Source organism: Nocardiopsis sp. NPDC049922, assembly GCF_040660275.1.
GTDB lineage: Bacteria > Actinomycetota > Actinomycetes > Streptosporangiales > Streptosporangiaceae > Nocardiopsis.
Map to the genome: position 1 here is coordinate 126,505 of NZ_JBFAME010000016.1, position 11,448 is coordinate 137,952.

Below are 11,448 nucleotides of genomic sequence, written 5' to 3' on the forward strand. Positions count from 1 at the left end.
TCGGCCATCCCCGGCACCGGACTTCGCCAAGCCCGTTCGACGGACCGGAGTCGACCGCCCACGAGGCGGCCGAAGGGTCCCGCGCGGCCCGCCCACCGGGTCCGCGGAGTCGCTCCGACCGTCCTCACCCGGCCGAAAGGTGCGCTCCATGACCAGCGCTGACGCCGCTCCCCAGCAGCAGAGCATCGGCGACACCATCGAAGGCGCGGTCGACGCGGTGTTCGACCCGATCGCGACCCTTCTCAGTGATGTGGTGTTCGCCAAGGTCCCCGTCTTCGGGGCCGAGTTCCCCTGGATCGTCGCCTGGCTCGTCGCGGCTGGTGTGGTCTTCACCGTCTACCTCGGATTCCTCCAGTTCCGTAAGCCCCTCACCGCCGTGCGGATCGCCCGCCGCGGGCTCGGCGACAAGGCGCCCGGCGAGGTCACCCACTTCCAGGCGCTGACCGCCGCCGTCTCCGGCACCGTGGGCCTCGGCAACATCGCCGGTGTGGCGATCGCGGTCACCATCGGCGGCCCCGGCGCCACGTTCTGGATGATCCTGGCGGGCCTGGTGATGATGGCCGTCAAGTTCGCCGAGTGCACGCTGGGCGTGAAGTACCGCGACATCGACGCCGACGGCCGCGTCAGCGGCGGCCCGATGAAGTACCTCGCCAAGGGGCTCGCCGAGCGCGGCATGGCTCCGCTCGGCAAGGCCCTGGCCGGGCTGACCGCGGCGTTCGTGCTGATCTTCGCCGTCGCGGGCGGCAACATGTTCCAGGCCAACCAGACCCTGGAGCAGCTGCGCACGGTCACCGGCGGGGAGAGCGGCCCGCTCGGCGGCGGCTTGGGCGGCTTCGTCTTCGGCGTGGTCCTCGCGGTGCTCGTCGGCGTGGTGGTCATCGGCGGCATCGCCAGCATCACCAAGGTCACCAGCAAGCTCGTGCCGAGCATGGCGCTCATCTACGTGGCGGGCTGCCTCGTCGTCATCGGCGCCAACGTCACCCTCCTGCCCGACGCGATCGCGCAGATCGTCGACGGCGCCTTCTCCCCGACCGGCGTCGCGGGCGGTGCCATCGGCGCGATGATCGTCGGCTTCCAGCGCGCGGCCTTCTCCAACGAGGCGGGCATCGGGTCCTCCCCGATCGCCCTGGCCACGGTCAAGACCGACTACCCCGCCAGCGCGGGCCTGGTCGCCATGCTGGCCCCGTTCATCGACACCGTCCTGATCTGCACCATGACTGCGGTGACCATCGTCATCGCCTCCCCGCAGTCGTGGCTGGCGGCCCGCGAGGCGGCGGCCGGCGGCGCGGAGCTGCCCGGCGGTGTGAGCCTGACCTCCGACGCCTTCGCCACCGTCATGCCGTGGTTCCCCTACATCCTGACGGTCGCGGTCGTCCTGTTCGCGCTGAGCACCGTCATCACCTGGTGCTACTACGGCCTCAAGGGTTGGACGCACCTGTTCGGCGCCGGACGGCGCAGCGAGCGCACCTACCTGCTCGTCTACTGCGGGGCGCTGGTGATCGGCTCCGTCCTCACCCTGGGCTCGGTCCTGAGCCTGGCCGACGCGCTGGTGTTCGCGGCCGCGCTGTTCAACATCATCGGCCTGTACCTGCTGGCTCCGATCGTCAAGAAGGAGCTGAACCGCTTCCTCGCCCACCTGCGCGGCGAGGAGGAGCGCAGCGACGAGGGCAAGGAGCTCGTCGGATAGCCCCGAGGACCCCCGCCCCCCTGTGGACGCCCGCCCGGCCTGCTCCCCCGGGCGGGCGTCCCGCGTTCACGCCCCCAGGGAGGCGAGGACCGCCGCCGACGCGGAACCGGCCGCCGCGACTGGGTGTTCGGGGATGCGGAACGCCGGGCCGTCTAGATATGATTATCATTCTCATGCGGGTCCCGCTCCGTGTCGACGTCCCCCGGGCGCGGAGCGGGCCCGCGTCGGCGTGCGACGTCTGGAGGATCCCTTGGCCAGGTACGACGCCGCGGTCCTGCGCACGCTCGGGCGCGACCCCCGTTTCCGTAGCGCGCAGGAGGTGCACGTGCTCGTCGCCGCGGCGCTGTCGGGACCCGGACGGCCGCCGAGCCTGTCCACCGTCTACCGCACCCTGCGCCGCCTGGCCGACGAACGCGTCCTGGACACCGTCCAGTCGCCCGACGGTGAGCGCCTCTACCGCCTGTGCGGCAGCGACATCCGCCACCACCACCTGGTCTGCCGGGTCTGCGGCCGGGTGGAGGAGGTCCCCGAACCCGGGGAACTCACGCCGGTCGTCGAACGCGTCGGGCGCGTGAGCGGGTTCGGTTCGGTCGACTACTCCTTCGAACTCTTCGGGGTCTGCCCCGCTTGCGAACGGAAATGAATTCCACGGAAATACATTTTTGCCGGGATTTGCGGTGAATGTTGTTCGCCGCTTTTTCGGGGCTCCGCTGATACGCTGGAGAAAAGGAGGGCGAAGCGCCCTCGTTTTCGCTTCGTCCGCGTTCTGAGGGGACGGAACATGGCGACACAGCACCTGGTCCACGAAGGCCACACCCACCAGCACGGCGACGGTTGCGGCCACGTGGCGGTTCCGCACCAGGACCACGTCGACTACGTCCACGACGGCCATCTGCACCGTCAGCACGACGACCACGTGGACGAGTGCGAGCCCGGCGCGGAGCACACCACCCACAGCGGGCACGTGCACGAACACGGTGAGGGCTGCGGGCACGTGGCGATCCCGCACCAGGACCACATCGACTACGTCCACGACGGGCACCGGCACGCGCTCCACGACGGACACTGGGACGACCACTAGCGGGTCACGGCGACAGCGCGCGACGCCGCGCGACCACCACCGACCGGGGGTGAACCGGCCTGTCGGCGGTGTGCGCCAGAATGCGGGTATGACCTCCACCGCCGCCGACTACCTCTGGTTCGAGGACGATTTCCCGGACCTCGCGGACGCCTACTGTGTGACACTCGTCCGCGCCCTTGCGCCCTCGGAGGTCCTCCGCCGCCTCCGGGGGCGTCCGGAACCGTCGCTGACCGGGGTGGACGCGGTGACGGAGGCGGCCTACGAGCATCAGGAACGGACCGGTGAGCAGCTGCTCGCCATGGCCGGGATCGGGGACCACACCCTGGTGGTGGAGGCCAACGGCTACCTCGGCGTGACCGAGGAGCGGGCTCTGCCCGCCTCGGCGGGAACCACCTGGGTCTCGCACTTCGTCAACATCAACGCCGTGGACGCCTTCCTCTGGGCGGAGGACACCGACTCTCGCCTGTGGTTCGAGCCGATGTTTCCCGACAGCCGCTGGGGAACCACCCCCGACGTCGTGCTCGGGACGATGCGCCGCGTCGGCTTCGACCTCGGCGAGGACGAACCCGAGGAGGTGCTGTCCGTACCCGCGTCCTTCGCCCTGGCCGAGCATCTCACGGGGGTCGCGCTCACTCCGGAATTCCTCCGGGAGACCACCTTCACCTGCGGTTCCGCTCCGCTCTGAGGCGCCCCGGCCGCCGCGCAAAGGTGCACGTGACCGTGTGCGCGGGGGGCTCGGCCGCGCGTGTGGGCGGGAGCGCTTGCGCGGGCGTCGGTGTGGGGGTGTGATGGAGGGGAGAGGGGGTGCCTCCGCGACGCGCGATGAGTCCCCATCACGCGATACCTGGTATCTCCTGGGGTGGGGTCTCCAGTTCTAGGATGGTGGCATGGAACGACCGCTCCCACGCCCAGAGTCACTTCGCGAGCGCAAACAACGGCGCACCCGCGAAGCGATCATCGAAGCCGCCCACGCCCTGTTCGACGAGCGTGGCTTCGACCGGGTCACCGTCAACGACATCGCCGAACGGGCCGAGGTCGGCCGGGCGACGTTCTTCCGGTACTTCGGTGACAAACAGGAGGTGATCTTCAGCGCCCAACAGCAGCCCGACCCCGCCGTCCTGAGCGGACTCGTCGCGCCCGCCGAGGAGCCCATCGGGGACTCCCTGGAGGCCGCGCTGGTCCACCTGCGCCGGGTCGTGGCCGCCCTGGTCGCCCGACTGGTCGAGGACCGCGACGTCTACCTGCGCCACGAGCGCCTCGTCGACGCCCACCCCGAACTGGTCGCCCGCGGCCTCACCAAGTACCGCCTCTACGCCGAGGCGATGGATCGGATGCTGCGCGACCAGGGGGCCGACCGCGGCACCGCCGTGCTCGCCTCCGAACTCGCGCTCGCGTGCTTCCACACCGGCCGTGCGGACGCCGCCGACGATCCCGCGCGCCTGCCCGGGGCGGTCGACGCGGCCTTCGCCCGCCTCCTGAGCGCACGCTAGCCGCCCGAGCTCCCCGGGCTGGCGTGCCACAGCCCGCGCGGAGCGGCCTCGGGCGAGCGCAGGTCGGCGTAGGCCGACACCCGCAACCCGCTGGCGTAGCGGACACGGCGGCCACCCACCCCCGCCGGGCGCTCGGAGGCAACCGCGGACCGCAGCGCGCGGTCCAATCCCGGTGCGCCCTCCTCCTCCCACGCCCGGGACAACTCGTGCAGATCCCAGGCGTGCGTGGCGGTGAGCGTGGCCATCCCCGCCCCCGCCCGGCGCACCCGTCCGCGCACGACCAGCAGCCACGAACCGAACACCGTGGCCGCGCACCGGTCCTGCACCGACTCGAAGAAGGTCAGGTCCGCCAGCCCGGTGGAATCGTCCAGGGTGCTGAAGATGATCCGCTGCCCCGACCGCACCGCCGGGGTCTGCGTGGCCACCTTGACCCCCGCCACCAGCACCTCCCGGCCGTTTCGCACCCGGTGCAGGTCGCGGGCGCGCACCAGGCCGTGCCCCGCGGCCAGGGCGGACAGGAGCCCGGTGTAGGAGTCGAGCAGGTGGCGGTCGACCTCGTAGCCCAGGATCTCCAGTTCGGCGCGGACCACCTCGTCGTCGGTCATCTCGGGCAGGGTCCACGCGCCCGGGTGATGCTCGCCGTTCCGGATCGGCAGGGGGACCTGACCGGGGGCCACAGCCGTCCTTCCCGTCCGCTCCAACGCGCTCACCTGCAACAACAGGTCGCGTCGGCGCGGGGCGGCGGGGTCGTCGCCGATCCGGTACAGCGCGTCGAAGGCTCCCACCCACACCAGGTTCTCCAGGACCTCGCGCGAGGGGCGGGCGCGGTGGGCGGTGTCGGCGAGCGAGTGGAAGGGGCGCTCGGCCAGCACGCGTTCGACCTCGGCCCCGGTCATGGCGCGCACGTCGGCCAGGGACGCGCGCACCCCCCAGACCGGGCCGTGCGGTCGGTCCACCGACTCCACCCGCCAGCAGGCGTCGGAGCGGTTGATGTCGGGGCCCAGCACGGGCACGCCGAAGTGGCGGGCGTCCTCGACGATGGCGCGGCGCGGGTACATGCCGGGGTCGTGGGTGAGGACCCCGGCGTAGAAGGCGGCCGTGTGGTGCCGTTTGAGCCACGCCGACTGGTAGGTGGGCAGGGCGAAGGCGACGGCGTGGGCCTTGCAGAACCCGAAGGCCCCGAAGGAGGACAGCACGCCCCACACCCGCTCCACCGTGTCGCGGTCGTGCCCGCACTCCAGGGCCATCGCGGTGAACGTCGCCCGCACCCGCTCGCGCCCCTGCTCGGTGCTGAGCTGGCGGCGCATGGCCTCGGCCTGGTCGAGCCCGCAGCAGGTCATGGCGTGCAGCACGCCGATCACCTGCTCGTGGAAGACGATGACGCCGCCGGTCTCGGCGAGCACCTCGGCCAGCACCGGGCAGGGGGGCCGCGGTGGGATCAGCCCGTCGCGGACGGACAGGTAGGGGGTGATCATGTCGCTGTTGACGGGGCCCGGGCGAAAGAGCGAGATGTCGGCGGTGAGGTCGCCCATGGTGGAGGGCCGCAGACGGCTGAGCAACTCGCGCTGGCCGGGGGACTCGATCTGGAAGCAGCCGAGCGTGCGGGAGGCGCTGATCATCCGGTAGGTGGCCTCGTCCTGGGGCAGGGCGTCCAGGTCGAGGCGCTCGCCGGTGGTGCGCTCCACCTCGGCGCGGGTGTGGGCCATGGCCGACTGCATGCGCACGCCCAGGACGTCGAGTTTGATCATCCCCATCTCCTCCACGTCCTCCTTGTCGAACTGCACCATCGGGTACCCGGCGCGGCTGGGTTCGAGGGGGACGCGGTCGCGCAGGGAGGGTCCCGAGACCACCAGTCCGCACGGGTGCATGGCGATGTGCCGGGGCAGTCCGTCGAGCCGCTCGGCGAGCCGGAACAGGTCCTGGACCGGTTCGCCGCCCTGCCCGCGGCGCAGGTGATGGAGTTCGGGCAGGTCCTCGGTGGCGGCGCGGATCTGTCGGGCCCGCACGTGGGGGAAGGCCGTGGCCAGGGCGTCGACCTCGTGCGGGGGCAGGCCCAGGGCGGCGCCGACGTCGCGGATCGCGCTGCGGGCGCGGTAGGTCGCGGCCATGGACACGCACGCGGTGTCGGGGTAGGCGGCGAACACCGCGTCGTAGGCCTCCAGGCGGCGGTCCGACTCCACGTCCAGGTCGATGTCGGGCAGGCCGGTGCGGCTGTGCGACAGGAACCGCTCCATGAGCAGCCCGTGGTCGAGCGGGTTGATGGCGGAGACGCCCAGCAGGTGGTTGACCAGGCTGCCGGTGCCCGAGCCGCGGATGGAACAGCGGATGCCCTTGTCGCGGATGCGCGCGGCGGCGTCGGCGACGGTGAGGAAGTAGGCGGACAGGCCCTTGGACTCGATGACCGCCAGTTCCTGGGCGAAGCGGTGCCGGGCGTCGGGGTCGCGGTGCAGGCCGAGCCGGTGCAGGCCCTCGTCGCAGTCGCGCCAGAGCCGCTCGAAGGAGTCGGGGACGTCGGGCAGGTGGACGCGGTCCATCCCCAGGTCTGCGTCGGGGTCCAGGGCGCAGGAGGAGGCCAGGGCCAGGGTGTGGGCGATGAGGCGGCGGGCCCGCGCGGTGTCGCCGCACACGCGTTCGGCGACCCGCAGCATGTGGGCGCCGCTCTTGAGGTGGGCCTGGTCGGTGGTGGGGCCGGGGCGGGCGCCGCCGGGCTTCCACCGGACGATCTGGTCCAACACGTGGGCGACCTCGGCGTCGGCCTGGTCCGGGTAGCGCACGGCGTTGGTCAGGACCGCCAGGGTCCGGGTGCGCGTGGCCAACTCGAGCAGGGCCCGAGCGGTGCGCCGCTGGCCGGGCAGGAAGTGGTCGACGATCTCCACGGCCGTGGTCGCGCTGGCCCGCCACCGGTCCAGGAGGCGTCGGGCCCGTCCGGGGCGGTCCTCGGCCAGGGCGGCGCCCACGTCGGAGTCGGGGCCGACCAGGACGACGATCCCCTGCGCGTGGTCGGCGAGCAGGTCGGGGGACAGGGTCGGGGCGGCGCCGGGGGTGGTGGGTTTGGCGGTGTGCGCCTGGGTGAGCAGGCGGCACAGGGACGCCCAGCCGCGTGCGCCGCGGGCCAGGAGGGTGACGCGTCCGCCGTCGGGGGAGGCGACGGCGAGGTTGCAGCCCAGGACGGGGCGCAGCCCGGCCCGCTGGCAGGCGCGCACGTGCTTGACCGCGCCGTAGACGCCGTCGCGGTCGGTGAGGGCGAGCAGGTCCATGTCGAGTGCGGCGGCGCGTTCGACCAGGTGGTGCGGTGCGGTGGCGCCGTGGCGTATGGAGGCCGAGGAGGCGGCGTGCAGGTGGGCGAAGTCCACGTGTTCGAGGTCGTGCGGCATGGACTCCCTCCCCGGGGCATGGTGCTGGTGTGGTCGGTGGGGAAGAAGTACCGGAATCGAACTTATGTACGAATCCTATCGCATGGGTTCGCCCGGGCAAGCCATTGACCTGCGAAGACGCGACATCGGGGGTGGTAGGGGTCCGGAACCCCGTCACCGCAGGGGTTCCGGGGGCTCGGCGAGCCCGTGGCGGGAGGAGGGGTGGACTCCGACGACCGCGCCTCGCCACCCCCACCAGGCCGCCGTGTAGCCGCCCAACCCGACGCAGCCGCCGGTGACCAGGCCGATCAGCAGGTCACGCACCGAGTCGTACGGGCTCGGCGCGGGCATGGCGGACAGCACCCCGATCACCGCTCCGGCCACCGCGCACAGGCCGATCGCGCCGAGCGCGGCTCCGCGCGCACGCCCGCTCGGCCTGTCGGTCCTCCTGCCTCCGGCCCGTGCGCGGCGCACCGCCCACCAGGCCACCGCCGCCAGGCCGCCCGCCGAACTCGCGTACATCAGCACGTTGAACAGCAGGTGCGGGCCGACGACCGGCGTGCTCAGCACCGGCCACGCCCGCACCGCCGCCCCGCCGAGCTGGGTGAAGGAGTCCCAGGCCATGTGCGTCAGGGCCCCGACCGCCAGCGCCGCCGCGGTCAGCGACGCCGTGCCCAGGGGCGATCCCGGTCGGTCGCCGGTCCCGGTGCCGCCCCAGGGGGCGAGCGCGCGCAGCGGCGCCCGCAGGACGTACCGGTGCAGCACCAGGACCACCGCGCCCATGAGCACGTCCGTGCCCACGCCCCACGGGTGGTGGGTGTGCGCCGACGGCACCGGGAGCGGCAGGTAGTACGGCAGGTCGGGCACGAGGGCGCCGACGACGAGCGCGGCCGTGGGCAGTCGCGTGCGGGCCAGCGGCAGGACGGCCGCCGCGTGGCTGAGGGTGAAGGGCATGGGGGAGATCCTGGCGCACGCGTGCCGCCACGGGGCACCCGGGGGAGTCCCGACCACGCCGCACCGGCCCGGGGCCGCCGTGTCACGCCAAGGCCGCACGCTCACGCAGGTGTCGGCGGAGGCGACCGAAGAGCTTGGGGTTGTTCATCGCGAGCACGCCCACGGCGGATCCCCGGCGGCGGTATTCGGCGACGAACCGGCGATCGCTCGGTGAACCGTCGACGACGGTGACCTCGTCGGCGTCCGCGGGGTGCCCGGCGACCTGCAACCGGGTCCCGTACTGGTCGGACCAGAAGTAGCCGGTCGGCCGGTACTCCTCGATCGTCGTGCCCGCCAGGAGGTTGCGCACGGCGGTGGCGGGTTGCTCGGAGGCGTTGGTCCAGTGTTCGTGTCGGACCGGTCCGCCGGGGCCGCGATAACGGGCGACGTCACCCACCGCGACGACGGAGGGGAGCGGGGTGACGCATCCGGCGTCGCAGATCACGCCGTTGTCGACCGCGATCCCGGATCCGGCGAGCCACTCGGTGTTGGGCAGCATGCCGATGCCGACCACGACCACGTCCGCGGGCAGGTGCGTGCCGTCGGCGAGGTTCACCCCGCTGACGCGCTTCCACGGGCCGAAGCCCGTTGACGTCAGGGACTCCACGCCCACGCCGGTGCGGAGGGCCACGCCGTGATCGGTGTGCAGCGCAGCGCAGATCGCACCCATGGTCGGGCCGAGGACGCGTGCGAGCGGTGTCGGGTTCGCCTCGACGACGGTCACCGGTCGTCCGAGCGCGTGGCAGGTCGAGGCGACCTCGGAGCCGATCCAGCCCGCACCGATCACCGCCACTCCCGTCGAGCTGTTCTCCAGGTCGGCGCGCAGGGCCGCCGCGTCCTCGAGCGTGCGGACGGTGTGCACCCCGGCCAGACCCTCCGAACCGGGGAGTCGACGCGCTCGGCCGCCGGTGGCGACGACGATCCCGTCCGCGACGACCTCCTCCCCGCTGGACAGCCGCACCGACCGCGTGCCGGGGTCGAGGGAGGCGGCGCGGGCCCCGAGCCGCCATTCCGCGGCCAGGCCGTCCAGGTCGGACTCGTCGGCCAGCCCCAGGCTCTCCGGCGCACAGGTGCCCGCGAGGTAGGCCTTCGACAGCGGCGGGCGGTCGTAGGGCAGGTGCGGCTCCTCGCCGACGACCACGATCCGGCCGTCGAAACCCTGCTCCCTGAGCTCCTCGACCGTGCGCAGCCCCGCCAGCGAGGCTCCGACGACAGCGACGGTTCTCATACGACTGCCTCCTGGTTCTGCGGGACCACGTAGATCACGCCGTCCTCGATCACGACCTTGTGGGTTCGGACCGGCTTCTTGGCCGGGGCGCCGGTGGGCATGCCCGTGCGGAGGTCGAAGCTCGCGGCGTGCAGCGGGCACTCGACGAAGCATCCTTCGAGCCACCCCTCGGAGAGCGAGGCGTCCTGGTGGCTGCACGTGTCGTCGATGGCGTAGATCTCGCCACCGGCGTTGAAGACCGCGATCGGGACTACACCGGGAATGCGGACCGCCTCGCCCTCGGGCAGGTCCGCCACGGCGCATGCAGGGATCATGGTGACCTCCGTTGCGCTATAAGGAACGACTTGTTCGATGCGCAACACAATGATGAGTAGACCACGGACGTGGCGTCAAGGAGTGTCCAGGGTCATTTTTCGGTTAGTTGCGTCTATCGGTTATGGTTGCATGATGAGCAACAATCGCAGAGACGTGGAAGAACGTGATCCGGCGCTGGTCCAGTCGGTGGACCGGGCGATCACCATCCTGGAGCTCCTCGCGCGCGGCGAGATGGGGGTCACGGAGATCGCCGCCGAGTTGGGGGTGCACAAGTCCACCGCGTCGCGGCTGGTCTACACCCTCCAGGCGAGGCAGCTCGTGGAGCAGCACGGGGAACGCGGCAGGTTCAGCATCGGCATCGGCATGCTGCGGTTCGCCGGCGCCGTCGCCGGTCAGCTCGACATCGTCCAGATCGGCACTTCGGTGTGCGAGGAACTGGCCGAGCGTCTCGGCGAGACGGTGAACGTCGCGGTGCTCGACTCGGCGAACGCGATCAACGTCAGCCAGGCTCTGGGCACCTCGGCGGTGGCGGCGCAGAACTGGATCGGCCAGCGCACGCCGTCGCACGCGACGGCCAGCGGCAAGGTGCTGCTGGCCTTCTTGCCCCCGGGTGAGCTGGAGGAGCTGCTCGCCGGAGACCTCGTGTCCTACACGGCACGCACGATCACGGACGCGCGGGAGCTGGGCGAGCTGCTCACACAGGTGGCCGAGGACGCGTACGCCACCTCCTTCGAGGAGCTGGAACCGGGTCTGCACGCGATCGCCGTGCCGGTGTTCGGACCGGGCGAGGAGGTGGTCGCGGCGATCAGCGCGTCCGGTCCCGCGTACCGGCTCTCGAAGAAGCGCATCCCCGAGGTCGTGGAGGAGCTGCGCCAAGGGGCGCGTGACCTGTCGGAGCGGATGGCGTACGTGGGGCGGTGAGGGGCCGTGTCGGCTGCGGGCGGGTCCCGCGTGGGATTGCTGATATATCAGTCTCAGATTAATCGACGATTAAGTCGCGCGAACTATCCCCTCAGGTATTGACAGACCTGCGGGTAGCCCTCACTGTGATCCACACGTGTTGTGAATCACGGAATGCGTTGCGCATTGCGCAACAAATAGGGGGAGTATTCGTTGCCTTCCACCGCACCCGGCGTCCGGGCCCTCGACCGTGCCCTGGACGATCTCGACCCCGAGATCGCCGAGGCGGTCGCCCATGAGCTGCGTCGCCAGCGCGACACCCTGGAGATGATCGCCTCGGAGAACTTCGCTCCGCAGGCGGTCCTGGAGGCCCAGGGCACCGTCCTGACCAACAAGTACGC

The 11,448-nt window shown here is 71.8% G+C and carries 10 protein-coding genes and 1 pseudogene; 7 read left to right on the top strand and 4 right to left on the bottom strand.

Annotated elements, in window-relative coordinates:
• The first annotated feature begins 148 nt into the window (after positions 1 to 148).
• From AB0I72_RS24245 to AB0I72_RS24265, 5 genes are all read left to right on the top strand, one after another.
• Entirely contained in the window at positions 149 to 1,687 is a 1,539-nt protein-coding gene (locus AB0I72_RS24245) for an alanine/glycine:cation symporter family protein (RefSeq protein WP_358572511.1), read from the top strand.
• Positions 1,688 to 1,937: 250 nt separating this feature from the next.
• Positions 1,938 to 2,330, top strand: coding sequence for a transcriptional repressor (locus AB0I72_RS24250; protein WP_358572512.1), 393 nt, complete (start codon positions 1,938 to 1,940; stop codon positions 2,328 to 2,330).
• A gap of 138 nt (positions 2,331 to 2,468) precedes the next feature.
• Complete coding sequence (locus AB0I72_RS24255; protein WP_358572514.1) at positions 2,469 to 2,768, top strand: hypothetical protein; 300 nt, start codon at positions 2,469 to 2,471, stop codon at positions 2,766 to 2,768.
• Between the two features lie 88 nt (positions 2,769 to 2,856).
• Positions 2,857 to 3,453 (top strand): DUF6461 domain-containing protein, encoded by a 597-nt coding sequence (locus AB0I72_RS24260; RefSeq protein WP_358572516.1) that lies wholly within the window; start codon positions 2,857 to 2,859, stop codon positions 3,451 to 3,453.
• A gap of 202 nt (positions 3,454 to 3,655) precedes the next feature.
• Entirely contained in the window at positions 3,656 to 4,258 is a 603-nt protein-coding gene (locus tag AB0I72_RS24265; RefSeq protein WP_358572518.1) for a TetR family transcriptional regulator, read from the top strand.
• Here the strand turns inward: AB0I72_RS24265 and dnaE are convergent.
• The 4 genes from dnaE to AB0I72_RS24285 all read right to left on the bottom strand — a co-directional run bounded on the left by dnaE (position 4,255) and on the right by AB0I72_RS24285 (position 10,146).
• A complete protein-coding gene (dnaE, locus tag AB0I72_RS24270) occupies positions 4,255 to 7,632 on the bottom strand; it encodes a DNA polymerase III subunit alpha (protein ID WP_358572520.1) in 3,378 nt (1,125 codons plus the stop codon). The two genes, AB0I72_RS24265 and dnaE, sit on opposite strands and share 4 nt — an antisense overlap.
• A 153-nt stretch (positions 7,633 to 7,785) precedes the next feature.
• The gene (locus AB0I72_RS24275) at positions 7,786 to 8,565 is read right to left on the bottom strand and encodes a DUF4184 family protein (RefSeq protein ID WP_358572522.1); all 780 of its coding nucleotides are present in this window, start codon (positions 8,563 to 8,565) and stop codon (positions 7,786 to 7,788) included.
• 82 nt (positions 8,566 to 8,647) lie between these two features.
• A complete protein-coding gene (locus AB0I72_RS24280) occupies positions 8,648 to 9,832 on the bottom strand; it encodes an FAD-dependent oxidoreductase (RefSeq protein ID WP_358572524.1) in 1,185 nt (394 codons plus the stop codon).
• The gene (locus AB0I72_RS24285; protein ID WP_358572526.1) at positions 9,829 to 10,146 is read right to left on the bottom strand and encodes a bifunctional 3-phenylpropionate/cinnamic acid dioxygenase ferredoxin subunit; all 318 of its coding nucleotides are present in this window, start codon (positions 10,144 to 10,146) and stop codon (positions 9,829 to 9,831) included. Before AB0I72_RS24285 ends, AB0I72_RS24280 begins: the two co-directional genes overlap by 4 nt.
• A gap of 133 nt (positions 10,147 to 10,279) precedes the next feature.
• On the opposite strand from AB0I72_RS24285, the gene AB0I72_RS24290 reads away from it, so the two are divergent.
• Together AB0I72_RS24290 and AB0I72_RS24295 are read left to right on the top strand one after the other, a co-directional pair.
• Positions 10,280 to 11,068: an IclR family transcriptional regulator gene (locus AB0I72_RS24290; RefSeq protein ID WP_358572528.1), complete on the top strand. Its 789-nt coding sequence runs from the start codon at positions 10,280 to 10,282 to the stop codon at positions 11,066 to 11,068.
• A 192-nt stretch (positions 11,069 to 11,260) separates the two neighbouring features.
• Positions 11,261 to 11,448 (top strand): annotated as a pseudogene (locus AB0I72_RS24295) (serine hydroxymethyltransferase); the annotation flags it as partial.

Coding starts and splice junctions, on each gene's coding strand:
- AB0I72_RS24245 (WP_358572511.1), top strand. CDS start 149: ATGACCAGCGCTGACGCCGCTCCCCAGCAGCAGAGCATCGGCGACACC.
- AB0I72_RS24255 (WP_358572514.1), top strand. CDS start 2,469: ATGGCGACACAGCACCTGGTCCACGAAGGCCACACCCACCAGCACGGC.
- AB0I72_RS24260 (WP_358572516.1), top strand. CDS start 2,857: ATGACCTCCACCGCCGCCGACTACCTCTGGTTCGAGGACGATTTCCCG.
- AB0I72_RS24265 (WP_358572518.1), top strand. CDS start 3,656: ATGGAACGACCGCTCCCACGCCCAGAGTCACTTCGCGAGCGCAAACAA.
- dnaE (WP_358572520.1), bottom strand. CDS start 7,632: ATGCCGCACGACCTCGAACACGTGGACTTCGCCCACCTGCACGCCGCC.
- AB0I72_RS24275 (WP_358572522.1), bottom strand. CDS start 8,565: ATGCCCTTCACCCTCAGCCACGCGGCGGCCGTCCTGCCGCTGGCCCGC.
- AB0I72_RS24280 (WP_358572524.1), bottom strand. CDS start 9,832: ATGAGAACCGTCGCTGTCGTCGGAGCCTCGCTGGCGGGGCTGCGCACG.
- AB0I72_RS24285 (WP_358572526.1), bottom strand. CDS start 10,146: ATGATCCCTGCATGCGCCGTGGCGGACCTGCCCGAGGGCGAGGCGGTC.
- AB0I72_RS24290 (WP_358572528.1), top strand. CDS start 10,280: ATGAGCAACAATCGCAGAGACGTGGAAGAACGTGATCCGGCGCTGGTC.